General features: G+C 55.5%; 21 protein-coding genes and 1 pseudogene. 8 read left to right on the plus strand and 14 right to left on the minus strand.

Annotated elements, in window-relative coordinates; all coding sequences use genetic code 11:
* Positions 1-128 precede the first annotated feature (128 nt).
* Positions 129-896, plus strand: a complete 768-nt coding sequence (locus C4S72_RS03245; protein ID WP_235009031.1) for a hypothetical protein — start codon at positions 129-131, stop codon at positions 894-896.
* Between the two features lie 82 nt (positions 897-978).
* Here C4S72_RS03245 and C4S72_RS03250 read toward each other — a convergent pair whose 3' ends face one another.
* Together C4S72_RS03250 and C4S72_RS03255 are read right to left on the minus strand one after the other, a co-directional pair.
* Positions 979-2,442: a DUF3360 family protein gene (locus C4S72_RS03250; RefSeq protein ID WP_104001619.1), complete on the minus strand. Its 1,464-nt coding sequence runs from the start codon at positions 2,440-2,442 to the stop codon at positions 979-981.
* Between the two features lie 254 nt (positions 2,443-2,696).
* The gene (locus C4S72_RS03255) at positions 2,697-3,257 is read right to left on the minus strand and encodes a cysteine hydrolase family protein (protein ID WP_104001620.1); all 561 of its coding nucleotides are present in this window, start codon (positions 3,255-3,257) and stop codon (positions 2,697-2,699) included.
* 120 nt (positions 3,258-3,377) lie between these two features.
* Here C4S72_RS03255 and C4S72_RS03260 point away from each other — a divergent pair, with 120 nt between their 5' ends.
* A complete protein-coding gene (locus C4S72_RS03260) occupies positions 3,378-4,346 on the plus strand; it encodes a GlxA family transcriptional regulator (protein ID WP_104001621.1) in 969 nt (322 codons plus the stop codon).
* A gap of 282 nt (positions 4,347-4,628) precedes the next feature.
* A complete protein-coding gene (locus C4S72_RS03265) occupies positions 4,629-5,963 on the plus strand; it encodes a ferredoxin reductase family protein (RefSeq protein WP_104001622.1) in 1,335 nt (444 codons plus the stop codon).
* A 43-nt stretch (positions 5,964-6,006) separates the two neighbouring features.
* Here the strand turns inward: C4S72_RS03265 and C4S72_RS03270 are convergent, their stop codons facing one another.
* Complete coding sequence (locus C4S72_RS03270; protein ID WP_104001623.1) at positions 6,007-8,019, minus strand: PP2C family protein-serine/threonine phosphatase; 2,013 nt, start codon at positions 8,017-8,019, stop codon at positions 6,007-6,009.
* An 81-nt stretch (positions 8,020-8,100) separates the two neighbouring features.
* On the opposite strand from C4S72_RS03270, the gene C4S72_RS03275 reads away from it, so the two are divergent.
* Entirely contained in the window at positions 8,101-9,423 is a 1,323-nt protein-coding gene (locus C4S72_RS03275) for a lipase family alpha/beta hydrolase (RefSeq protein WP_104001624.1), read from the plus strand.
* Positions 9,424-9,490: 67 nt separating this feature from the next.
* Here the strand turns inward: C4S72_RS03275 and ppiC are convergent, their stop codons facing one another.
* From ppiC to C4S72_RS03310, 7 genes and pseudogenes are all read right to left on the minus strand, one after another.
* On the minus strand, positions 9,491-9,769 hold the full coding sequence (gene ppiC, locus C4S72_RS03280; RefSeq protein WP_104001625.1) for a peptidylprolyl isomerase PpiC: 279 nt from the start codon (positions 9,767-9,769) through the stop codon (positions 9,491-9,493).
* 224 nt (positions 9,770-9,993) lie between these two features.
* The gene (locus C4S72_RS03285; protein WP_104001626.1) at positions 9,994-10,719 is read right to left on the minus strand and encodes an aspartate/glutamate racemase family protein; all 726 of its coding nucleotides are present in this window, start codon (positions 10,717-10,719) and stop codon (positions 9,994-9,996) included.
* Positions 10,719-12,023, minus strand: a complete 1,305-nt coding sequence (locus C4S72_RS03290; protein ID WP_104001627.1) for a TRAP transporter large permease — start codon at positions 12,021-12,023, stop codon at positions 10,719-10,721. Before C4S72_RS03290 ends, C4S72_RS03285 begins: the two co-directional genes overlap by 1 nt.
* Positions 12,020-12,589 carry a TRAP transporter small permease subunit gene (locus C4S72_RS03295; RefSeq protein WP_104001628.1) on the minus strand — a complete coding sequence of 190 codons (570 nt, stop codon included), beginning with the start codon at positions 12,587-12,589 and terminating at the stop codon, positions 12,020-12,022. The genes C4S72_RS03290 and C4S72_RS03295 overlap by 4 nt, the downstream gene beginning before the upstream one ends.
* Before the next feature lie 24 nt (positions 12,590-12,613).
* Positions 12,614-13,645 carry a TRAP transporter substrate-binding protein gene (locus C4S72_RS03300; protein WP_104001629.1) on the minus strand — a complete coding sequence of 344 codons (1,032 nt, stop codon included), beginning with the start codon at positions 13,643-13,645 and terminating at the stop codon, positions 12,614-12,616.
* Between the two features lie 212 nt (positions 13,646-13,857).
* Positions 13,858-14,700: a MurR/RpiR family transcriptional regulator gene (locus tag C4S72_RS03305; protein WP_104001630.1), complete on the minus strand. Its 843-nt coding sequence runs from the start codon at positions 14,698-14,700 to the stop codon at positions 13,858-13,860.
* 510 nt (positions 14,701-15,210) lie between these two features.
* Positions 15,211-15,501 (minus strand): annotated as a pseudogene (locus tag C4S72_RS03310) (AraC family transcriptional regulator); the annotation flags it as partial.
* A gap of 329 nt (positions 15,502-15,830) precedes the next feature.
* Here C4S72_RS03310 and C4S72_RS03315 point away from each other — a divergent pair.
* The 4 genes from C4S72_RS03315 to C4S72_RS03330 all read left to right on the plus strand — a co-directional run bounded on the left by C4S72_RS03315 (position 15,831) and on the right by C4S72_RS03330 (position 19,127).
* Positions 15,831-17,048 carry a multidrug effflux MFS transporter gene (locus tag C4S72_RS03315; RefSeq protein ID WP_104001631.1) on the plus strand — a complete coding sequence of 406 codons (1,218 nt, stop codon included), beginning with the start codon at positions 15,831-15,833 and terminating at the stop codon, positions 17,046-17,048.
* Positions 17,049-17,102: 54 nt separating this feature from the next.
* Positions 17,103-17,663 carry a DUF1285 domain-containing protein gene (locus C4S72_RS03320; protein WP_104001632.1) on the plus strand — a complete coding sequence of 187 codons (561 nt, stop codon included), beginning with the start codon at positions 17,103-17,105 and terminating at the stop codon, positions 17,661-17,663.
* Positions 17,664-18,062: 399 nt separating this feature from the next.
* Positions 18,063-18,452, plus strand: a complete 390-nt coding sequence (locus tag C4S72_RS03325; protein ID WP_104001633.1) for an MbcA/ParS/Xre antitoxin family protein — start codon at positions 18,063-18,065, stop codon at positions 18,450-18,452.
* Positions 18,453-18,455: 3 nt separating this feature from the next.
* Positions 18,456-19,127: an RES family NAD+ phosphorylase gene (locus C4S72_RS03330; protein ID WP_104001634.1), complete on the plus strand. Its 672-nt coding sequence runs from the start codon at positions 18,456-18,458 to the stop codon at positions 19,125-19,127.
* A 29-nt stretch (positions 19,128-19,156) separates the two neighbouring features.
* Here the strand turns inward: C4S72_RS03330 and C4S72_RS03335 are convergent, their stop codons facing one another.
* The 4 genes from C4S72_RS03335 to C4S72_RS03350 form a co-directional block, all read right to left on the minus strand.
* Positions 19,157-19,702: a nucleoside 2-deoxyribosyltransferase gene (locus C4S72_RS03335; protein WP_104001635.1), complete on the minus strand. Its 546-nt coding sequence runs from the start codon at positions 19,700-19,702 to the stop codon at positions 19,157-19,159.
* Positions 19,703-19,715: 13 nt separating this feature from the next.
* On the minus strand, positions 19,716-20,366 hold the full coding sequence (locus tag C4S72_RS03340) for a TetR/AcrR family transcriptional regulator (RefSeq protein WP_104001636.1): 651 nt from the start codon (positions 20,364-20,366) through the stop codon (positions 19,716-19,718).
* Between the two features lie 128 nt (positions 20,367-20,494).
* A complete protein-coding gene (locus C4S72_RS03345; protein WP_104001637.1) occupies positions 20,495-21,880 on the minus strand; it encodes a uracil-xanthine permease family protein in 1,386 nt (461 codons plus the stop codon).
* A 62-nt stretch (positions 21,881-21,942) separates the two neighbouring features.
* The gene (locus C4S72_RS03350) at positions 21,943-22,659 is read right to left on the minus strand and encodes a DUF5020 family protein (protein ID WP_104001638.1); all 717 of its coding nucleotides are present in this window, start codon (positions 22,657-22,659) and stop codon (positions 21,943-21,945) included.
* Between the last annotated feature and the right edge of the window lie 365 nt (positions 22,660-23,024).

Raw genomic sequence — 23,024 nt, forward strand, 5'->3', positions numbered from 1 at the left:
GTCTTTTTTTACCTGAATAGCGGCGAGTCGTATTTGTGCCCGGTTATTAAGCAATGGCCGATATGGCGTCGATAACTGTATCCTCTGCCTGGAGAGAGCAATTGCCATTAATGGAGTGGCAGGAACCCATGGAATGCCCTAACTGCGGATATGAACGTCAGCACCAAGACAGCCATGTGATGGAGGGTGTCTGTCCGAACTGCGGTATCGCCTATGTAAAGTGGAAGGCGCGTCAGGAAGAGCTAGGTACCGCGGAGAATCAAGCGACGCCGCAGGACGAACTCGACAGTTTCGTCATCGAGCCGCTCCTTCCGATCTGGAAGCGGGTGCTGAAAAGGCTGGCGGCAGAGCCAGAAAAGGTGGACTCTGTCAGTTTAGCCGGTCAGGCGCTGATCTATGTGGCGTTCTTTTTCTGGGGCTGGTCGTTCATTCTCGGTGGTATCGATTGGCAGGGCATCGGTGGCTCTTTTCTGCACAGCGTTAACCTGCCGTTTCACGAATTTGGCCATGTGCTGTTCAGCCCCTTTGGCCGTTTCATGATGTTTCTCGGTGGCAGCCTTTTCCAGGTGCTGATGCCGCTGGGGCTGATGCTCGCTTTTATCCTGCAGCGCCGTGACAACTTCGCTGCGTCAATCATGCTCTGGTGGTCGGGGCAGAACTTTATCGATGTCTCTCCCTATATCGCCGATGCGAAGTATCGATCCCTGCCGCTGATTATGGGCATGGGTGAAGAGTCCCATGACTGGGGTAATCTGCTGCGCATGAGCGGCACGCTGGACAAGGCGCAGAGCTACGCTCAGCAGTGGTTCGCCATTGGCGTGATTTTGATGCTGATCAGCTTCTGCTGGGGTGGCTGGCTGTTGTATCGCCAGTTTCGACGGCTAAGAGAAGAGTAGGCTGATGAGTAAAAAGGGCCGGCGCTCAGAGAACGCCGGCCCTTTTTCTATCCGTTTTTTTCTATGCGTGTGTCAGTGTCTATCAGTGCTGAAACGCGCTCAACAGTGGCGGAATACCCGGGAACATCCCGATACCGGTCATCACCGCGCAAAGGATACCGAAGGTCAGCCCCGGAATTATCCAGCGGCCGGTATGACCCAGAGTCTTGCCACGCTCCTTGCAGCCGATCAGGCCCAGGTTGTCCAGCAGCACCGTCAGTGACCAGCCAAATACCGGGTTTACCAGCGCGGAGGAGAAGATAACGATAGCCGCCGACTGGGTGGTTTTGCCTTCACGCGTCATCTGCATACCGGCTTCCAGCAGCGGCAGGAACACGCCGACCACCAGTGCCACGCTAAGCACCGGCTGCCAGATCGCCAGATCCATCGGATAGCCCCAGATCGCTGCAATCACGCACAGGAGGCCCGTGAGCACCGCACCCGCGGCAATCGGACGACGCGCAATCGCTGCAGGGACGATGTAGGTTCCCCAGGACGATGACAGGTTACCGCCGCCCAGCAGGCTTCCCACAGTCTGACGTGCAGCGGTGGAGACCATGGTGTCATCGATATTCATCAGCACGCGTTCGGTCTTCGGCGGGTAGCTCAGCTCCTGGAAAACCCGGTGTCCCAGAAAGTCCGGTGACCACATCGCCACCGCCAGGACCGCGAACGGCGCCACCGCCACAAAGTGCTCAAAAGAGGGAAGACCCAGCTGCCAGCCCGTATCCTCGCCCCACCAGTAGGCGGGATTCATGTTCGGAATACCCGGTTCGGTGCTGAATTCGAACGGCGCGCCCAGCGCATAGGCGATCACGCCGGCCAGCACGGAACCCAGTGGAATCGCCAGCCAGCGCAGTTTCATGTGTTCCAGCCAGGCGTACATCAGGATGGTGCTGATAATGATCACGAAGGCGATATAGGCCATATCGAAGCTTTCCGCCCAGGCGAACAGCTTGCTGATCTGGCTGGTGATGCCGATAAAACCCAGGTACAGCAGTAATCCGCCGCAAACCCCGTTACTGGTCAGTTTCGCCAGCAGACTGCCGCCCTTGGTGATACCGAGAATAAAACCGAACACGCCGATCAAAACACCCAGCGCCATCGGGTGGCCGCCGGAAGCAACGATCAGCGGAATCAGCGGGATCAGTGGGCCATGTGTACCCGCCAGGTTGGCAGTGGGGTTCAGGAATCCGGAGACGAGCACCACAAACAGCAGCGCGGCGATCAGCAGCTCGAAGCGGGAGTTTTCCACCACGAACTCTGGCGACAGCCCCAGCGGTGCGGCAAAGGCGCCGACCACGGCGGCAACCATCACGATCTTGCCGATGGTAGCGGCCATGGCTGGTACCCAGTCTTCAAACTCAAAGCGGTAATCGCGGAACGGAAGGTTAGGCCGCCAGCGCCTGGGCGCCATCACCTGCAGTTCATGCTCCAGGTATTCGGTACGGGTGTTGAATGCGGAACGCGGCTTGTGCTGTTTTTTATATGTATCGGTACTGCTCATGTCGGCTCTGATCCTTTGGGTCGACCTATCGCGAACGAGCAAGTCTAGGTAGCAGCAACAGGTGCCACAATTGATCCTTAGGCTAAGACCTCGTCTTTCGACAACCGATATGGGAACGCGGGGCCGTGAATGATCCTCGCAGCGCCCGAGTAGAAAAGCCGCTATTTACAGCCTTCAAACGGGATAAAGCTCGGTTTTCAGGAGGGTAAAGTGCCCATCCGTATAGATGGGCTAGGGTTAAATGACGACCAGGCTTAACGCTGGGCTTCCATGTTCAGAAGTTCCTCTATGCTGATCACTTCGCCAAAAGCAAAAGCCAGTGCGGCCATAAAGGCGGCGTGCACCTGTACCGCGGGGACTTTGACACCGTTGAATTCCAGAGCCAGCGTGGCGCAGGCATCGTGCACCAGTGTGTTCGCATAGCCCAGGTCAGCGGCGGCTCGGGTGACGGCGTCGATACACATATGACTCATCGCACCGACGATCACCAGATTGGTAATACCTTCCCGCTGCAGCAATGTCTGGAGTTCGGTGTCCTTAAAGCTGTTCACGCCGTGCTTCAGAATCTGGAACTCTCCCTCGGCTGGCAGCAGGCTTTCGTGGATCTTTGCGCCCTCGCTGCCGGGGGCGAAAAATGGAGCCTCGCTGGAGGTAAATTCATGGCGGACATGAATCACCGGTAATCCGCGCTCGCGGAAGTCGGCCAGAACCCGGGCGGCATTGGCGGCTGCCGACTCGATGCCTTCCAGCGGCCATTTACCCTTGGCAAAGTAGTCGTTCTGCATATCGATGATGATCAGGGCGGTTTTGCTCATGGTGCTCTCCTCATAGTGCTCTCCTTATAGTGTTCTCCGGTTGAGTTATGTCGCTAATGCTATCCGTAGCTGTTAGCCTGCATCGATGGCAGAACTGACAATAAGAGTGCAAATACTGACATGAGCCAAAGTATCCAGGTTGCGGTGCTGATGATCCCCGGCACCGCTCAGTCGGCGGTGTATGGACTGATCGATCTTTTTCAGAGTGCTAACCGCATACTGGAGCAGATGCAGCAGGGTTCAGAGCTCAGCTTCGAGGTATCTCGCTGGCAGTTGGAAGCAGGGGAGCTCACGGCTCTGGATACTCATGCGGGTTCCCCGTCGTTGGTGATAGTGCCGCCAATGCTGGCGGGCCAGGCTTATCTTGAGCCGCAGCCTGAGCTTTGTGCGCAGCTGACAGGCTGGCATCAGAGAGGCGCGGTTGTCAGTTCTGCCTGTGCAGGCTCTTTTCTGTTGGCCCAGGCGGGGCTGCTCGAGGGGCGCACAGCAACCACCCATTGGCAGCTTGAAGGAGCTTTCCGCAAACACTATCCAGACGTAGAGCTGGATACCGATTCTCTTTTATTGGTCGATTCAGACCTGGTCACCGCGGGTGGTGTTATGGCCTGGATGGATCTGGGGCTGCATCTTATTGGGCGCTACGTTCCGCCGACGGTGGTGCAGGCGCTGGCACGTTTCCTTCTGGTCGATACCGGCACGCGACAGCAAAGCTACTATCGCGGCTTCATCCCTGTGCTTGATCACAGTGACAAGGCGATATTGATGGTTCAGCACCATATTCACCGGGAGTATGGGCAGCCGCTCAGTGTTGGGGATATGGCTCAGGTCGCTAACCTGAGCGAGCGTACTTTTATCCGCCGCTTTCAAAAGGCGACCGGTATGCGGCCTGCTGAATACCTGCAGCATCAGCGCGTACAAAAGGCCCGTGAAATGCTGGAAAACACCGCAACGACGGTGGAGCGGGTGGGCTGGCAGGTAGGGTATGAGGATGTCAGTGCGTTTCGGCGGATGTTTCAGAAACACACTGGGCTCACGCCTGGGCAGCATCGGGAACGTTTCTGCGGCCACTCACCTGAAAACCCTAAATAGAACTTCTTTCTCCTGGCATCGCTCAGGTCGCCTTGCTACTGAATAAACTCAGCTTTAACAGCCCTTTCTTACCGGTGCTGCAAGACCCCAGATTGTCAAAAGCCAGGTAGACCTATGAGGCTTGCGAACAGATTTATACGCTAGCTGTGGCGGTAGTAAGTTATCTCTTTATTAGTAAGTATTCATAAATAAGAGAAAGCCTGACGCAGGGCACAGCTCCCCCTCAGCGTGGGCTCTATCATTGCTACCAGAGCAAAGGAACCCGCCTGTAGTGGAGGCGTTATGAAGAATGTTCAGCGTGTATTTTGGCTGGTGTTACTGGGCCTGAGTGGCGTCTGGCTGTTGGCAGATACCCTGTCACCTTACCCTTTTACCTACTTCTCGTTCCGCACTGTGTTCGTACAGTATACGGGCGTAGTTGGCATGGGCATGATGAGCCTGGCGATGATGCTGGCGTTAAGGCCCAAGTGGGTGGAGCCTCCACTTGATGGATTGGACAAAATGTACCGGCTGCATAAGTGGCTGGGTATCGGTGGTCTGGTTTTCTCGACCCTGCATTGGTGGTGGGGAAAAGGGACCAAGTGGATGGTCGGCTGGGGTTGGCTAAGCCGTCCCGAGCATAACGCCATTGGTGAGCAGTCCCTTTCGGCCCTTGAACAGTGGCTGAACACACAGCGGGGGCTTGCGGAAACTATCGGTGAATGGGTGTTTTACGCGGCGGCGATTTTAATCATTCTGGCGTTGGTTAACTCCTTTCCCTACCACTGGTTCAGGAAAACGCACAAACTGCTGGCCCTGGCGTATCTGGCGTTGGTTTATCACAGCCTGGTTCTGCTCACCTTTGACTACTGGCTCCAGCCGGTGGGTGTGGTGATGGCACTCTTGATGCTGGGCGGCAGTGTCGCCGCTGTTACTGTACTCGCTGGTCGGGTGGGCCATTCGCGCAAAGTCGCGGGTATTCTTGAGCACCTCGAATATTATCCCGCCCTTAAAATGAACGAGGGTTTCATCAAGCTCGAAAAGGGCTGGCCTGGCCATAAGCCGGGGCAGTTTGCCTTTGTAACCTCCGAAAACAATGAAGGGGCTCACCCTTACACTATCGCCTCCGTCTGGAACCCGGAGGCGCCGGGTCTGCGGTTTATCGTCAAGGAACTGGGTGACTGGACAGGGCAACTGAGAACCCGCTTACGGGTGGGTCAGCCGGTCTCCGTAGAGGGGCCTTATGGTTGCTTTGATTTCAGTGATCGGCCTGAGCGCCAGATCTGGGTAGGCGCGGGAATCGGCATTACCCCGTTTATCGCGAAACTGGAACAGCTGGCGCAGTCAGGCGAGCGACGCGAGGTGGATCTGTTTCATGTCAGTGCTGAATATGAGCAGGCGGCTTTCGACAAGCTGACTGCGGCGGCAGAGGCCGCGCAGGTCCGGCTACATATTCGGATGACTCCCAGCGAAGGGCGCCTGACACCGGAACAGATTCGGGCCGCGGTGCCAGAGTGGCGTGAGGCGAGCCTCTGGTTCTGTGGACCGGCAGCCTTTGGTAACTTCCTGCGCGAGGACTTCGCCCGGCATGGGTTGCCGAGCAAGCATGTCCATCAAGAGCTTTTCGCTATGCGTTGAACATGGTGCATGAAGTAGAGATAAGTCGCGGGTAACGGCGGTTTCAGTACCTTGCCTGGATGACCAGCAGGGTGCGGTCGACGCCGGGACCACTGGTGTATTGCTCCAGGTCCCGGCGTATCTGTGTGATCATATCCTCTGCTGCGCCTGCACCCAGCTCCTCCAGTGCCCGCTCAAGCCCCGCCAGGCCGTATTGCCGTCGAGTATCGTCGAGCGCATCGATAATGCCGTCCAGGCCGATGACCAGGGTATCGCCCGGACTTAGCTTCAAAGACACCGGTTGTGGGGTATCCATCGAAATCCCAAGTGACAGAGGGCCCGTAGCAGCAGGTATCTTTTCTGTTGTCTGGCCATGGCGCAGCAGCAATGGGTCCATACCCGCACCAAGGGCGCGGATCGATCGACCGCCTTTTTCGATTCTTAGCAACCAGATACCCAGCGGGCCGAACCCGGTCAGGTCTTTGCGGGCGAATGATTCGAGGTGGGAGGCCAGCGCGGGCAGATCCAGGCCTTCGTGCACGCCAGAGCGCAGGGCAGCGCGCAGTTGAGCCCCCTGTATCGCCGCAGTCACGCCATTGCCGGGAAATTTAAACAGGGCGAAAAGGACAGCTTCCGGCTCATCGTTTCCGTCCAGTGGAATAGCGTCGTAGAACTCGCCACCCACCGCTTCTGACGGCTCATGCCATACCCGGATATCGAGCCCAGAAACCTCTGGAAGGGGGCTGGGCATTAACATTTTATGGATCGATAGAGCCACGCGCAGGTCTTCACGGGCTGCCGAGAAGGTTTGCAGCGCGGCGCGCATTCGCTCCAGCGTAGCAGAAAGGTGGCGGATCTCCTGGATGTTGGATTTGACCGGCTTCACCGGTTCGAAATTCAGCCGCTGCATGCGGTTGCCGTTATCGGTGAGCTGCTGCAAGGGTACGGCATAACGGCGCGACAGCCAGAGCGCGCGCAGCATTGCCAGCAGCAGCACAGCGCCGGTGGTAATAATGATGATCAGCCCCGAGTCCGGCAGCGCCTCCAGCAGTTGTTCTTCGGGGACCAGCGCACCGATCCAGATATCGTCAGAGGTACGCAGCCTGGAGCGGGTGATCTCACCCCACCAGGATTCACTCTGGTGCACGAATTCCACGGGAGAACCCGGCAGAGTGGGGTGGGTTTCAAGGGCATCACTGACAAAGCTCGCCAAGGGGCCACCTAGCTCAGCCGGTCGACTCAGGACGTAATTGATCATGGTTGCTTCGTCGGTGAAGCGCTCATCGGCGGGCACTCCGACTACAAGCATTCCCTGGGGGCTGTCCGGCTTGCCTCGCAGTACAAACACCTTGCCGTCCCGACCCTCTTCGAGGTTTGAGGTGAAACGGCTGATGTCTGCCAGCAGGATATCAAAGCCAAGCACCATTACCTGTCCGGAACGGGTTCGTTGCGCAAGGCTCAGCGTCAGGCCAGGTTCCTGGGTGGTGAAGAATTTGTAAGGGCGGGTCCAATAAATGCGCTCGCGGATCGGCGCGTCTTCGCCTAACTCCGCCAATAACTGCAGTGCGCCCTGATGCCAGGGACGTTGTCTGGCGTCGTAGCTCAACTCACGTTGCTGGATCGGCCTGGGGTCATCTTTTGCGCTCCATTCACGCCAGTCTTCGCGCGCGCCCCAGTCCTCGGGGCGGGTAAGCCGGCTCTGCCAGCGACCCGCTGATTTGAGCAGCATGTATTCGTCGCCGTTTTCATGGGCATACATCACTGAGGAGAGTTGCGGCAGCCGTTCAATAAGCGGAGTGAAGTAGCGGTCGAGATCTTGGAGGGGGAATTGCTCGAATTCACCATTAATAGCGCGTTCGGCGGAGATTTCGATCGCGGCCTGAACTGGCCCAAAGAAGCCCATGATTCGCGCGTCGGTGGTAGCGATTACCTGATTGGTCAGTGCGCCTGACAGCCTTTTGACCGTCCTCTCTGTCACGATGAGGGAGGTCACCAGCAAGATAATGCCGAGGAGCAGCACTCCCGAGGTCAGGTTGAAGAGCAAGCTTTTCTGGAACGGAACAGTCCTGTTTCTCATCTACCCGCCCTCAGGTGGTTCACACGACGATTGCAGATCAGATTACTATACTCATTCGAATCTGGTTAGCCGGGCTTAGCCATGTTTTCACCCACGCGTTTTCCTGAACCATCAGCAGATCACCTGACGCGCACGCGCAACGCGGCTCAGGATGGAACTCCGCCCAATCCGGTGATCGTGATACCGGGTGTACTGGGTTCAAAGCTTGTGTCTGATTCAGACGCTCAGTCGGTCTGGGGAGAGTGGGTGCCCGGATTTACCGATCCGACCTCGAACGAGGCGGCACAACTGTTCGGCCTGCCGATGGCGATTGGAACGCCGCTGGATCAGCTGCACAGCGCCAGCCAGGTTGATGGCGTACTCGGGATTGTGCGCGGGTCCGTGGTTGGAGTGCCCTTAAAGGTCACCGCCTACGGTGATGTGATGAGCGCCATGGGGGTAGAGAGCTTTTCCGATACCTTCGTTGAGAGCCGAAGCGAGGCGCTCAGCAGCGGCGCCGAGGCTTTCGAGTTCAGTTACGACTGGCGTCGCAGCCTGGATGAGAGCGCCATCGCGCTGCAGGCATTCATTCATCGGGCGACGCGGTTTATGCAGGTGCAGCGCAACAGCAGCGAGCCTATCCGGTTCAATGTTGTGGCGCATTCCATGGGCGGGTTGCTGTTACGTTACTTTCTGCAGTTCGGCGGCCAGTTGCTTCCGTATGACGGATCAGGCCCTCGCCTGAATTGGGGCGGTGCAGCGTACGTCGACAAGGCGGTCATCATCGGTACGCCCAATGCAGGTGCCGTGCAGATGCTCGATCGGCTGGTGCAGGGAATTCCCGGTAACCCTATGCATCCTGCGTACGGGCCGGTGCTGGTGGGTACCTTTCCTTCGGGTTATCAGCTGCTGCCGCGGCCGAGACATAAGCCGCACGGTGATGGCGACAACAACATCCTGGATGCGGATTTCTGGCTATCACACGACTGGGGTATCACCGCATCCTGGCTGGTTGAGGAGCGCGCGCGGCAGTTGTCGGGGCTCTCTTCACCGGGGCAGCGTCTTGAGGTCGCTGAGGATCATCTTCGCAAGTGCCTGCACAATGCCCGGGTGTTCCATCACGCCATGGATCAGCCCCTGGAAGCGGTGCCGGATCATCTGGAGTTTCATCTCTTTGTCGGCGATGCGCATCGCACTCCGATGCATTTCAGCGGTGAGCGTGGCGACCGTCAGCTCAGGTGGACCGCCTTCGGACCCGGCGACGGCACCGTATTGGCGAACAGTGTCAGGCTGGATGAGACCGACCGCAGTTCACCGATCCCCTGGAACAGCATCACCGTGCTTAAGAGTAACCACATGGGGTTGGTTAAAGACCGCCAATTGCTTGGTCAGGTGCTTGAGCTTCTCGGCAGGGCGGGCCGCTAGGCCAGCATCCGAGCAGCGCCCAGATCCTGAGCCGATCACTGTTCGACGTGCGAAGATCTGAAGCTTCTCAGCTGCGATACAGCGTCTTGATCAGGTGATAGCCGAAGCGGGTTTTCACCGGGCCGTGGACTTTGAGCAGCGGGCGCTTGAACACCACGTCATCGAACGCTTTAACCATATCGCCACGATGAAACTCGCCCAGATCACCACCACGCTTGCCGGAGGGGCAGATGGAGTGGCGTTTCGCCAGTTCGCCAAAGTTTTTACCTTTCTTCAGCTGTTCAAGAATTTCTTCAGCTTCTTTTCGTGTCTTTACCAGAATGTGCAGTGCCGCCGCTGTAGCCATAACGCCTCCCATCAATTGAGGCGAATACTAACCTAAATCGGCAGCCTGTGGGACTTGTTGGACGAGGCTTTAGTCCGGTCTTGATGCATGGTTCTGGCCCAAAGCGGTCTCTGCAGCTTGGATTGCCGCTCTGTGCTTGAGGTATAGATGTGTCTGGTCGAGTAGGGGCGCTTCAGTTGGATTACCTCTCGGTGGAATCGAGCTGAACGGCATAGTTGCACTATTCAGTGTGTGCTAGGTTGCACGAGGCCCTTTCTGGAGATCGACGGTATTCCGGCCAAACCTTCTGCGATTTTCACTGCCGCCAATATCGCATCAATCACAGGGATGCCGAATTTTTTGGCGAGCATTGGCGCACTGCCAGTTAGTCCACCTGAGCCCAGAATGATCGCCTCAGCTTTGTCGAGTTCGGTGGCGTCTGTGATTGCCTGCTCGATAAGTGCCTGGGTGGCTTCTCCCCCTAGGGCTGCCTGCGCAACACCTATGCCTGCAGCCCTCACGGTGCAAATATCGCTGACACCGTAATGTCTGATGAGCTCATTAATGCCCGGTACGGCGGAGTGAACGGTGGTAACAATGGTAAAGCGCTTAGCGACAGAGCGTGCAGCAGTGATGCTTGCCTCAAAAGGGCCGATCACGGGCACGCCTGCGAAACTTCGTATCTCGTGAAGTCCAATGTCATCGAAGCAAGCTAGTGCGCAGGCGTCATAGTTCTGATCCAGGGAGGCCTGCGCCAAAGCGATCGTTTTTGGAACAGCTTCATTCCGGTGTTCAAGTGTTTCTATTGATAGCGGGCCAGTATCCGGGTTCATAACCGTTATGCGGGTATTTGCTCCCAGGATCTTTTCCGACTCTTTTTGCACCCGTGCACTGATGCGGTAGTTGGTATTAGGGTTGATAACCAAAATACGTTTTAGTGAGGGAGCGTTGGTTGTTGATCGGTCTTTCATTATTGTCCAGCCAGCAGGTTGGGTAGCCACATGACGATGTCAGGGAAGATCATCAGCAGGATCGTGAACAGCATCATGATAAGCACATAGGGAATTGCCCCACGGGTTACATCGCTATAGGGCCCCTTATCGACACGCACTCCGTGTACCACAAAGAGGTTCATACCGATGGGGGGCGTGATTAGAGCGACCTCACACATGATCACGATGAAGATGCCGAACCAGATCGGGTCGATCCCGGCCGCTACGACAATCGGAATCACGATAGGCACGGTCAACACCAGCATCGACATGGCGTCCATGAAGGTACCGAGCAGGATATAAAACAGCAGCAGGACCAGAAGCAGGGACAGCTGGTGTAATTCGAATGAGGCGATCCACTGGGTCACGGCCTGTGCCGCGCCTGTCATTGAGATGGTTACATTCAGTAGCAGGGCGCAGACCAGTACGATCATCACCATGCCGCTGGTCTTCGCCGCCTGGATAGAGCATTCGATTAGCAGCTCGATGCTCAGACGACGGTTCAGCGCAACGAAGACCAATGCGATCATCACACCGATAGCGGCGGACTCTGTGGGCGTAGCCAGTCCACCGTAGATGGAGCCCATAACGACACCAAAGATCACGAAAGGCGGTATCAGGTGCTTTGCCAGCCGCATTTTTTCTGCCCTTGGCATATCAACCAATGCTGTGGCCTTGCCTCCTGCTTTGCCGTGGGCGATGAATATGTAGAGTGAAAAGCTCAGTGCCATCAGTAAGCCCGGTACAACGCCCGCCGCAAACAGCTGACCCACCGATGTGCTGGCAAGCGATCCATAGACCAGCAGGTTGATACTCGGGGGGATCAGTATTCCCAGCGTGCCGCCCGCTGCTAGCGATCCCAAGGAGGGACGGGTGTCGTAGTTGTATTGCTTCAGCGCGGGCAGAGCGATAGTGCCCACCGTCGCCGCTGTTGCGACCGATGACCCGGAGGTGGCAGAGAACAGCGTGCAGGTGGCCACGTTAGTATGCAGCAGTCCGCCCGGCAGACGTGCCAGCCATACCGCCATGGCATCGTACATCCTGTCTGCGATGCCGCCGCGGAGCAGGAGTTCGCCAAGCATCATGAACAGCGGGATCGCCAGCATGGATGGGCTATTAAGGCTGGACCAGATAACTCCGCCCATCATGTCTACCAGCGGCATGCCGTACATCAGGTAACCACCGATAGCGCCGACTGCGATGATGGCTACGGCCACGGGTATGCTCAGCAGCATCAACGCGAGCATGGTGGCAAAACCGAGTCCGACGATGAGAATACTCATTGTTTGAAACTCTCCCGTTTTTTCAGGTCATCCAGTTCCGCCTGCAGCTCTTCCTGAACGGAAACCGTTCCAAACTGCGTTAGCAGTGTGGGCCAGTCGCGTTTGATCAAGCGTATAAGTGCGCGTACGGCGAAAATAAGGGCGGTTGCGGGGAAGGTAAGCATGGCGATCAACCAGATCGATTGCGGGTAGATGAGCGGTGTTGCCCAGGGGGTCTGTGCAATCGATTTGTAAGTCCGGGTATCGATAACGGTTTCCACCGTGAAGTAGAGGAAAAACAGCGAAAGCATCGCGATGGATAGCATGGCGATAACATTCAGCACGGCCTGGGCCTTGATCGGCATCCGACCGCTGAGCTGGTTGATACGAATATGGGACTTGTCGATAAGCGCCAGGGTAAATGCGAGCGGTGCGGCTACAGCGATAGCGTAGCCGCCCAGCTCATCGATACCGCCGAGGGAGAATGAAAACAGCTTTCGCAGTAGTGTTTCCAGCGTGATGATTGCAGACAGCAGGAACATCATCACGCCGAATGCGATGCCGAGTATTCGCGCGTAGGTATTCATTTTCATCTCCTTTCGGCTTATTCGTTACAGACCCAGCTGGGTACCTACAGTTTTGCGCCAGGTTTCTTCACAGTCTGCCGCAACCGCATTGCACTGCTTGGCCCAGATCGGCAGTGATACTTCTCCCACCGCCTGGGCGACGGTCGCCAAATCGGACTCGGCTACAGTGGCTTCGGTCAGTGAGTAGGGTTTACCGCGCTTACAGTCCGGGCTGCCGGTGTTGCAGTGCATGGCATCCTGGTAGAGCTCTTCAGAGAATGCCCAGATATCGTCATTCAACTCACTGATGGCTGAGGCCAGCTTTTCCTGCTGTTCCGGGGTGAACTTTGCCCAGGTGTTGCTGTTGATCGCGTATCCGTTGACGGCCAGCTGAAGCGCTACCGGCAGAACGGTGGTGGTGGCTTCCGGCCAACCGCCAGAGTTGGCCGACGCAGGGCCTGTGATGGCGCAATCCACGACTCCGCGAGCCAAAGACTGCTGAACTTCGCCAAAAGGCATTGATATCCCGGTGGCGCCGAGCTTATCGACAAAGTTGGCAGCGCTTTGATCGCCGACGCGGACCTTCAGACCCTGCAGGTCAGCAAGACCCTGAATAGACGGTTTACAGAAGACGACCTGAGGTCCTGCAGGCCATACGCCGAGAAGCTTGGCGTTAAACTGGCTGTCGATACGCTCGCCAACATAGCCGCTGAATGCATCCATGTGTTTCTTACCGGCTGCATAGCTGGTGTTGAGGCCGACCAGGTCCAAACCAAGAATTGAGGGCTCATCCCGGCTTACCTGGGGGCCGCGGAGGGAGACGATGTCGAACAGTCCAGATCTGAGTACTCGTAGACCGTCGGTATCGGGAATCCCCGCCACATCGACGGGGAGATATTCCACCTTGATATCCAAACCGGTTTTCTCTGCCAATTGTTCGAAGAACGGTTGTTCTTTCTGTTGAGCAATCAGACCAGAACCCGAAGGCTGACCGAGTACGCGCAGGTTAATGGTGTCTGCCTGTGCAGCACAGGAGAGACCGGTGATTACCAGGGGAAGCAGAACTTTTTTCAGCATGACATGTTCCTTTCATCGACCAAGGGGGACTGGTGGTTATTCGTAGTTACTGGCTGTAAGGAATACAGGTTTCATGCCATAACACATGAAAATTTATTTTCACGTTTGGGTACAAATGGTTAGTGTCACATAGCACTGATCGCGCGTTATGTAACTATAGTTTCTTGTGCATCATTATGAGTCTTTGGTTTCGCGTTCTGCACCGGAATTGGTCACAGCTCATCCAATTCGTCGTTTAATGACTCGATGTTGCGCAGTCGTGATCGACCGCTCGATCCAGCGTTTTCGATGCAACGGGTGATGATCAGGTGGCAGAGTGCCATTACTGAAACATGATTAAACAGTGGTCCTGGCGCCAAGGTCTGGCAACGGAGATGCCACTCGGCGTTTTTCTGAAAAGATACGCTTTCATCCGTGATGTAGAGGAGGCGGGCCTTCTGTTTGATCACCTGGGTAAGCAGCCGGTCCATCATGCTGACTCTACGACGCAAACCAAACACTATCACTACGTCTTCGGGAGAAATACTAACGAGGTGTTCTCCGAGAGTTTGTCCGGCAGCAGGAATCGCAACGACGTGCTCAACGACTTGGGTGAGTTGCCACTGAAGGTAAGTGGCGAAGGCGGAGCTTGCCCTGAACCCAACAACCCACACCTTGCGGGCTCCGAGAATGGCACTGGCTATCGAGCTAACCTGTGTTTCTCCGATAGAAACGAACGTACCCTCCAGATTTTGAATGCTTTGTGCGACGTGAGAGCCTACCGACTGTTCGTTTTCTGCGTCAGCTGCAGCCGCCAAAAAAAGACGTGACCCCGTTTGCCTCTCCGCTCTCGCGTGGCGACGTGCTTCTTCATAGTTTTCATACCCGAGCCGTTGGACAAAGCGAGATACTGTCGCTTTGGACACATTGGCAAGGGCTGCAAGTTCTTGAGCAGAGTAGCTGGCTACTTCCCCCGGGAAATCACAGACAAAGTCCCCTAACCGCCGTTCTGCAGGATGAAGGTTGGGTAGAATTGCTTGAACACGTGAAAGAAAGGATTGCTCTTTTGGACTCATAAACTATCTCAAGAAACTGAAGTTTCATCGAGTATGTCCATGTTTCGTTTGGAATCGCAACGGTTATAACTTTTCCCTGCCTTGAAGAAGTGCTCAAAATTTTGGGTTTACATAGTCCGCAGGATGCTCGGGTCGTTTATAAAGCTTTTACAAACTTCTCAAATCAGCGGGACCGATTCGAAAGCGCCTTCTCCTAAGAAATGACGAATTAGCCTCTCTATATAAGGTGGTTAGTGATCTGGCCCCCAACTCTCCTTGCTCACCGCGCAAGTCGGAAGCAGGACTCCTGAAACAAACGGATTGAATAGACCATGCTTTTATAGACCGATTGTAGGCATAGGTCCGGTCATTCGTATGAGTCACGATGGCCGCTTTGTGCCGTTATCGGCGGTTGGGACTCTCCCAGACATTTAGCAGGTCTAGTGGCCGCTGCGGTGAAATCCAGGCGAGTACCCGATAACCATCCTAGCCAGACAACTCGGTGACTGAACTTTACCCGCGTGAATGAACCTACCAAAGCGAAATAGGCAGGTAGAACGTCAGATCAAAGCGCTCATCTGGAGCTAGAAAATGGTTGTTTCGATAGTGTGTAAAAGCCGGTGTGGTTTTCGCCCTGAAGCCGGAGGAGGGCAGCCAATGATCGAGTATTTTGCTCAGGTAAGGCAGTAACTCCCCATATACACCGGTCAAGTCAAACGCCGCGTGCAGCCCGCCTGGTATGCGCATGCTGCTCACTCTACCTTTCCTGAGAATGGGTTTATCAATGGCCAGGCAGGCAACGTAACGGTATTGGTTCAGTGGTACCCAGGCGGGGTGTCAACGGAGTTGGTATAGCGCCTGAATTTCAGTCACGAAGCGCCAGATACGCTCGGATAGGCCATCGTCGTTTGGCCGGGGTGCTGTTATAACCTTTGAAAATCTGGAGTCCAATTCGGCGAGTCGGCGATCGGCATGAGGCGGCGATCCTGGCCGATAACGAGGGGTTCGTGCTCCATCATTTCAAGATATGAGTCATCTGGTATGTTCCTGTAAAGCCGGGACTTGGCATAGATTCTTGTAGAATATTTGTTATCGTGATTAACAATGTGCACAAGAAGCAATTGTTTTCAGGTTATTCCCAGAGACCCTTTATGAGCAAATCGAGTATTCCCGTTGAATTCCTACTCCTGATGGCAACGATGATGTGCTTGACGGCACTGTTTGTGGATTCGATGTTGCCTGCATTGCATCAGATAGGCTCGGATCTGGATGCGTTGGATAACAACCGCTACCAGATGGTCCTTACCTCGATCATGGTTGGGCTGGGAGTTGGGCAGCTGTTTTATGGGCCGATAGCCGATGCCTTTGGGCGCAAGCCTGCGGTTTATCTGGGGCTGGCACTGATGCTGGTCGGTACCGCAATCAGCACCTTCGCGCAGAGTTTCGAGGCGATGTTATTCGGCCGTGTACTCCAGGGGGTAGGGGCGGCAGGGCCGCGCGTCATGGTGGTAACTATTATTCGTGACCAGTATTCCGGTGCTGAAATGGCGCGGGTGTTGTCTTTGGTGATGACCATATTTATTTTCAGCCCCGTTGTCGCACCGTTAGTCGGTCAGGTGGTGCTCCTGTTCGCAGGATGGCGCGCCATTTTTGGTTTGCTCGGTGTCATCTGTCTCGCACTGCTGGCCTGGTTTGCCATGCGTCAGGTGGAAACGCTGAAGCCAGAACATCAGCGGCCCCTTTCGTTAAAACCGGTGATGCAGGGGATGAAGGAGGTTGTATCACATCGCGTAGCCTTGGCTTATATCCTGGTTGCGGGGCTTTCTCACTCTTCAATCATCGCCTTTTTGACCTCGGTGCAGGGGATCATGCAGGGGATCTATGACGCTGGCGCCATGTTCCCCGTTTATTTCGCGATAATCGCGCTTGGGGTTGGCTTCTCCTCCTTTATAAACAGTCGTCTGGTTTACCGGTTTGAAATTCGTACCTTGGTTACCCGGGTGCTGATGTTTTTGGGTACGCTTTCACTGATTGAAGCTGCATTGGTGACCTCGGGTGTCGTCGAGGTTTCCTTGGCTGGATTCATTATGATGATGACGGTGAGTACCTTCTGTTTGGGGTTACTTTTCGGCAATATCAACGCGCTCGCCATGGAGCCTTTTGGGCATATGGCCGGGATAGCTTCAGGCGTTATAGGTGCCTCGACGATGCTGATCGGGGTGTTGGTCGGTGGAGCGGTTGGAATGAGCTTTAATGGCACGATTATTCCTTTGCTGTTGGGTTTCGGATTAACCTCAGTGACCTCGGTAGCGCTGATACTTTTCGGAACACCCAAACAGGTTACAAAAGCAGCGGCGGTAAAAGACTAAAGACAGATAAACTAACCTTTGGATTACCTCACTACGGAAACGGCATGTCCTGTCATGAGTCTTTCTGATCTAAACAAGCTAAGTCATAGCGTTGAAACTAACAGCCAAGGGATTCCGCCACTGGATCTTTGGAACCCGGATTTCTGCGGCGACATGGATCTTCGCATTGCACAGGACGGCACCTGGTTTCACGAAGGTGCGCCGATCACTCGCCAAGAGATGGTCAAGATGTTTTCGCGGATTTTGTGGCTGGAGAACGACGCCTATTTTTTGAAGACTCCGGTTGAGAAGGTAGGTATCCAGGTCGATGACTTGCCCTTTCTGTTTATCTCGCTGAAGGTCATGGAAGGGCCTCTTGGGCAGGAGTTGCACTTTTTGAGCAGTACGGGCGACGCAATTGTTGCCGGGCAAGAGCATCCGCTGGTTGTCACCGAAAACGAGCGCAACGGCGAACCCCAGCCAGCCCTGGCTGTGCGCTTCGGTATGTGGGGCAGGCTCCACCGCAATGTGTTTTATCAACTGGTCGAACTGGGTACAGCTGAACCCTGTGCTGATGGCGGCGAAGAGCTGGTTGTGTACAGCTGCGGTGAGCGCTTCTCGCTGGGTTATTTGTAGGGCGCTTTAAGGGCGCTTGTGCAGAGAGCGCTCCCATCTGTACTTAGCAGATCACCTCAGTTCGAGGGAGGGTCGACATATTTGCGCCTCAGCTGGGTGTTGTGCATCTTGCGATGCCGATCAGCTTAAGCATGTTCTCTTAGCGCCCGAAGCTGGCAACCTCAATCTCGTTCTGCCGTAGTTTGAATAGCCCCGGTTTCGCTAGACAGCTCTCTATCCACTGCACACTAGAACGGACTTGGTTTTCGGGTTGCTGACTCTCTCTAAATGGGATCTGAAATCTCTTTGGTCAGTATCATCGATAGATGATATTAGCGCTGTCTCCTTAGGGATTATTATTGAATATAATCCCTGTGAGGACTATTCTCTGTCTATATTAACCAATTCAGGGTGTCCAGGATGATCGCCAATCCCGAAGGCGCAACGCAGGCGGATGATCGCCGCAGGTCCGATGTGGCGCTGAAAACCTTTTTCCGTATTACCGATGGCTGGGGCTTGAGCAGCCAGCAGCAGAAGGTGCTGCTGGGCGATCCGCCGCGTACGACCTTCTACAAATGGCGCAACGGAGAAGGCCCCACAGTGACTCGCGATACGCTGGAGCGTATCTCCTACGTGCTGGGCATCTACAAGGCGCTGCGGATTCTGTTCCCGACCGAGGAGCAGGCCAATACCTGGCCGAAAAAGCCAAACCGGGATTTCGACGGGGATTCTGCGCTGGATGTGATGCTCAAGGGCAGCGTAATCAATCTGGCGGATGTCAGGCGTTATCTTGATTACATGCGGGGCTAAGGGATGCGGCAGCTGATACCTGATTGGGAGCGGGCGCATCGACTGGTTCCGAGTCACTTTCCACCGATCAATCTGTTTGAAACCGTCGCCGATCCGGAGGATCTGGAGATCCTCTTTGAAATAGAGAGCCTGACCAACGATCGGCTGCGGGATGAAGCCGGCGATCTGCGGCTGGTGCCAGCATCGGAGCGGATCTCGGGCCCGGGCTCTACGCCGGTTATGGCGGCATTTACCCATATCGGTCAGGCCAGTCGTTTTACCGATGGTCGCTATGGCGTCTATTACGCTGCTAATTCGCTGCAGGTGGCAATAGCTGAAACCCGCTATCATCGGGAGCGCTTTCTCTCGGCGACGCAGGAGCCGGATACCGAGGTGACGCTGCGTGAATATATCAGCGTGATTCAGCTGCCACTGGAGGATATTCGTAGCGATAACTACGCTGAACTGCACCATCCGAGCGATTACGCGCCTTCTCAGCGTTTCGCGCTGGAGCAGCGCAATTCGGGTGCCTCGGGCCTGCTGTATAACAGCGTGAGACAGGAGCAGGGGGAGTGTGTGGCGCTGTTCACGCCTAAGGCGACGTCAATTCCTGCGCAGGGCGGTCACTATCGCTATGTCTGGAGTGGTGCGGCGCAGCGGATTATCTCGGTGCTGGCGGTTAGCCTGATTCAATGAAAAAAGCCCGCAATCGCGGGCTTCCAGCTTTATCCTTTTTGGCTTGCAGCCAGCTTCTCGATCACCTTGCGGAAGGCGTTAAGGTGATGCTGAGGCTCGGCCGGGTCGCCGGCTTCGCGTAACAGTTCTCCGCCGCTTGCTGCGATGGAGCCGACCAGCATCAGGTTGTCGGCCATGCCGAACGCTTCCACATGCTGTTTCTGAACATCCCAACCCGGTTCGGGTTGTTCGACGCGCTCGCCATAATCCCGTGCATCCAGGGTGTAGCCCCAAACGGGTTTGCCCTGGGCGCGCATATAGCCCATCTCGAATGCGGTGCCGCCATCCAGTCCCGGGCCGCGAAATGGCGTCATGTTGGCGACGATCAGGTCGCAGCGATCCATCAGCTCGATATCCGCGCCGTAGATCGCAAGGCCTGACTCAAAGGGTGTCAGGTTGCTCAGGTCCACATTGGCGTCCAGCGGAAACAGGCCTTCAAAGCCGTATTCGGCGCAGATTTTCGCCTTGGCTTCGCCGAGCTCCTTGGCGTCGGCGCGGAATACATCGGGTCCAGCGAGGTAGATCTTCAGACTCATTGGGAGAGATCCCTTATTTGATGCCGCAGCCTTTGAGAATGATATGCAGGAGGGTGCTGGCTGCATCCTGGTAGTCTGCTTCCTCCAGTTGATCCTTACCCAATGCCGCTTCGATCTGGGTGGAGAAATCGGCGTAGTGCTGGGTGGCGGACCAGAGCAGGAAGATCAGATGCTCGGGGCTGACTTCGGGATCGATTTTGCCCTGTGCGGCCCAGGCGCGAAAAATATCTGCGCGGCCCTTGAACCAGAGTGCGTAGTCGTCGCGGAAATACTCCTTCATATTGGGAGCGCCGCTGATCAGTTCCTTGGCGAAGATACGTGAGGCCAGAGGGTTCTGGGCGGAGAATTCGATCTTGCGCTGAACGTAGGTGATCAGCACATCCCGTGGGTTGTCCTCGGGGGTTATAGCGTTCAGTGTGCTGTCCCAGAGTTCGATGATGTCACTCAGGACGGCTATATACAGGCCCAGCTTGTTCTTGAAGTAGTAGTGGATATTGGCCTTGGGCAGGTCTGCCCGCTGGGCAATATCGTTCATGCTCGCGCCCTTGAAACCCGAGTTGGCGAATTCGATCTCGGCTGCGCGCAGGATGATCGATTCGTTCTTCTGGCGGATTCGGCCGCCCACAGGCCTGGCTTTGGTATCGGGATCTAATTTAAACAGCATGGACTGACCACTCCAACGTACCCATCTTGCATTCCATTTGGCAGGAGGCGTCTCTGCACTCTCCTGACCGCTCTCGGCGCATTATACGCAAAATGGCCGCCTCGAGGGCGGCCCTTGTTTACTCGTTGTTATAAGGCTTCTTTCGTTTTGCCTTCCGGCGCTGAAGCCACGGCTGTGGTAGCTGTCTTGTTATCCGGTATCAGCCAGGTGAGCAGTATGGCGACCAGGCCGCCGCTGGTGATGGCGGAACCGAACACGTTCTGTACCAGTTTAGGCATCTGCTCCAGCAGGTTGGGGACCAGGGTGACCCCCAAGCCGATACCAAACGCGGCTGCCATGATCAGCATTTTGCGACGGTCCAGCTCCTCGGTGGAGAGGATCTTCACACCCGCCGCGGCGACTGTACCGAACATCACCAGCGTGGCGCCGCCGAGTACAGGCTTTGGAATCTGCTGCAGTACCGCACCGATGATTGGGAACAGGCCAAGAATGACCAGAATCACCGCGATGTAGTAACCGATATAGCGGCTGGCTACGCCGGTCAGCTGAATAACGCCGTTATTCTGGCTGAATGTAGTGTTGGGGAAGGTGTTGAACACCGCCGCCAGCGCCGAGTTGAAACCGTCGGCCAGAACGCCGCCACGTATGCGCGAGATGTAAACCGGACCTTTAAGCGGCTGTTTCGACACCATGGAGTTGGCGGTCAGGTCGCCGGTGGATTCGATGGCGGTGATCAGGTAGATCAGTGCAATTGGAATGAACGCGCCGAAGTCGAAGTCAAAACCGTACTTGAAGGGCACGGGGATGCTGAACAGCGGAGCACTGATATTATCGAAGCTGATTTTGCCCATGAAGAATGCGGCGATATAGCCCACTACCAGGCCGATAATGATCGATGACAAGCGAATCCAGGAGTTGCTGGACTGGTTTAGGATAATGATCAACGCCAGCACGCCGCCGCCCAGGGCCAGGTTCTGGACGCTACCGAAATCGGGGGCGTTAAAGCCGCCGGCCAGGTCGGTCATGCCTACCTTGATCAGGCTGATGCCGATAATGGTGATGACAATACCGGTCACCAGTGGAGTGACGACACGCTGCAGTTTATGGATGAACTGGCTGAGTACGATCTCGATAAACGCGCCAAAAAAGCAGACGCCGTAAATCAATGCGAGTATCTCTTCCGGGCCGCCGCCCTTGGCCTTGGCGATAAAGCCGGCTGCCAGCACGGAACTGAGGAATGCAAAGCTGGTGCCCTGGACGCAGATCATCCCGGCGCCCAGACCCATGGGGCGACGTGCCTGGATAAAGGTACCCACGCCGGATACGACCAGGGCCATGCTGATCAAGTAGGGGACTTCGGAGCCGAGGCCAAGCACGCCGCCGATAATCAGAGTGGGGGTGATAATACCGACGAAACTGGCCAATACATGCTGTAGGGCTGCGAAAACAGACTCCAGCGGGCCTGGTCTGGCGTCGAGCGGGTATAGTAGTTCGCTGTCCTGCGATTGAGCCATAACTAAACCTCCTGTTCAGGGCGCCCCCGTGGGCACCCTGAATTCGCTAAATAGAGCCGTTATCAGTAGTGCCACTTGAGCAGGAACGCAGGGTTGCGCTCGTCGGCGCCTTTGATACCGAACTTGTTGTTCCAGTAGGCATATTCGGTACCGATATACAGCTTAGACTTCATTCCGAAGTACTTGCCAATGTTCCACTTCAGCTGAGAGGTCCAGTTCATTTCGGAAGCGTTGGTATCGGAAGCGGATGACCAGTCAAGGAAGCCGTCATACAGGAAGTCCGCGTTACCCAGGGAGAACGGCAGGCCCCAGGTCAGAGTCAGCTGTTCGTCATCGTCGCTCAGGTCGTTTTCGGCCTTGTAGATGTTGGCGTTGAAGTAGTTGAAGCCGGGTACATCGAAGGAGAAGCCAACACCATAGAGCAGGTTGTCGAAGTTTTCGCCGGATTCCCAGGTGGTTGAGATGAGCACATCCTTGATTGGACCAAAGGAGAGATCAGAACCGGTAACGCCGCCGAGGCTGAGGCGGGGAGAGAACTCCATGTAGTTTTCGGTGGTGCCGTCGTCCCATTTCAGACGGTCCATGAAGAAGAAGGTGTCGCCCCAGGAATGACCACTTGCGTGTTCGACAGTTATAACCTGACGGTCTTCGTCACCAACTTCGTAATCGCTACCGTTAAGGTAGGTCAGGCTGAAGTCCTGCCAGATCAGTTCGGCAGAAGCGTTAGAGGCTGAGGCAAGTCCGATAGCAAGGGCAGCGGCAGCGTGTATGGGTTTCATCTAGTCGAGTTCCTGCATTGGTTAGTTACGGATTGGTTATTTACGGATAGAAATAAACTGACCGTTTAGTCAGATTGACTGCGCATACTCAAAGCAAAAAACTGACCAAGTGGTCATGAAAGCGTAAATATATTTTTATGCTTATAAATATCAATTACATATCGAAAGTTCATAAAGTAAATAATAGTTAAAGGCAGGATGAACTTTGTGCTCTTTTTGTGCTCCCTTGCGTTTCTCGCCCGTTTGTGTGCACGAATCGAGGCGAAATAATTCCCGGTAGATATTAATAATACATTGTACGTATTGAGTAACTTGTTAGGTGTCCGGGTTTTAGGTCTGGGGTGCTATCTGGAGTGTTTTTCGCA

It is taken from the genome of Marinobacterium lutimaris (genome assembly GCF_900108065.1).
Lineage (GTDB): Bacteria > Pseudomonadota > Gammaproteobacteria > Pseudomonadales > Balneatricaceae > Marinobacterium_D > Marinobacterium_D lutimaris.

What these genes read in the sequence shown, in the direction of transcription:
- C4S72_RS03300 (WP_104001629.1), bottom strand. Translation starts at nt 13,645, where the DNA reads ATGCTGAAAAAAGTTCTGCTTCCCCTGGTAATCACCGGTCTCTCCTGT.
- C4S72_RS03345 (WP_104001637.1), bottom strand. Translation starts at nt 21,880, where the DNA reads ATGGCTCAATCGCAGGACAGCGAACTACTATACCCGCTCGACGCCAGA.
- ppiC (WP_104001625.1), bottom strand. Translation starts at nt 9,769, where the DNA reads ATGGCTACAGCGGCGGCACTGCACATTCTGGTAAAGACACGAAAAGAA.
- C4S72_RS03270 (WP_104001623.1), bottom strand. Translation starts at nt 8,019, where the DNA reads ATGAGAAACAGGACTGTTCCGTTCCAGAAAAGCTTGCTCTTCAACCTG.
- C4S72_RS03260 (WP_104001621.1), top strand. Translation starts at nt 3,378, where the DNA reads ATGAGCCAAAGTATCCAGGTTGCGGTGCTGATGATCCCCGGCACCGCT.
- C4S72_RS03275 (WP_104001624.1), top strand. Translation starts at nt 8,101, where the DNA reads ATGTTTTCACCCACGCGTTTTCCTGAACCATCAGCAGATCACCTGACG.
- C4S72_RS03315 (WP_104001631.1), top strand. Translation starts at nt 15,831, where the DNA reads ATGAGCAAATCGAGTATTCCCGTTGAATTCCTACTCCTGATGGCAACG.
- C4S72_RS03285 (WP_104001626.1), bottom strand. Translation starts at nt 10,719, where the DNA reads ATGAAAGACCGATCAACAACCAACGCTCCCTCACTAAAACGTATTTTG.
- C4S72_RS03340 (WP_104001636.1), bottom strand. Translation starts at nt 20,366, where the DNA reads ATGCTGTTTAAATTAGATCCCGATACCAAAGCCAGGCCTGTGGGCGGC.
- C4S72_RS03290 (WP_104001627.1), bottom strand. Translation starts at nt 12,023, where the DNA reads ATGAGTATTCTCATCGTCGGACTCGGTTTTGCCACCATGCTCGCGTTG.
- C4S72_RS03350 (WP_104001638.1), bottom strand. Translation starts at nt 22,659, where the DNA reads ATGAAACCCATACACGCTGCCGCTGCCCTTGCTATCGGACTTGCCTCA.
- C4S72_RS03250 (WP_104001619.1), bottom strand. Translation starts at nt 2,442, where the DNA reads ATGAGCAGTACCGATACATATAAAAAACAGCACAAGCCGCGTTCCGCA.
- C4S72_RS03265 (WP_104001622.1), top strand. Translation starts at nt 4,629, where the DNA reads ATGAAGAATGTTCAGCGTGTATTTTGGCTGGTGTTACTGGGCCTGAGT.
- C4S72_RS03330 (WP_104001634.1), top strand. Translation starts at nt 18,456, where the DNA reads ATGCGGCAGCTGATACCTGATTGGGAGCGGGCGCATCGACTGGTTCCG.
- C4S72_RS03295 (WP_104001628.1), bottom strand. Translation starts at nt 12,589, where the DNA reads ATGAATACCTACGCGCGAATACTCGGCATCGCATTCGGCGTGATGATG.
- C4S72_RS03245 (WP_235009031.1), top strand. Translation starts at nt 129, where the DNA reads ATGGAATGCCCTAACTGCGGATATGAACGTCAGCACCAAGACAGCCAT.
- C4S72_RS03325 (WP_104001633.1), top strand. Translation starts at nt 18,063, where the DNA reads ATGATCGCCAATCCCGAAGGCGCAACGCAGGCGGATGATCGCCGCAGG.
- C4S72_RS03320 (WP_104001632.1), top strand. Translation starts at nt 17,103, where the DNA reads ATGAGTCTTTCTGATCTAAACAAGCTAAGTCATAGCGTTGAAACTAAC.
- C4S72_RS03255 (WP_104001620.1), bottom strand. Translation starts at nt 3,257, where the DNA reads ATGAGCAAAACCGCCCTGATCATCATCGATATGCAGAACGACTACTTT.
- C4S72_RS03335 (WP_104001635.1), bottom strand. Translation starts at nt 19,702, where the DNA reads ATGAGTCTGAAGATCTACCTCGCTGGACCCGATGTATTCCGCGCCGAC.
- C4S72_RS03305 (WP_104001630.1), bottom strand. Translation starts at nt 14,700, where the DNA reads ATGAGTCCAAAAGAGCAATCCTTTCTTTCACGTGTTCAAGCAATTCTA.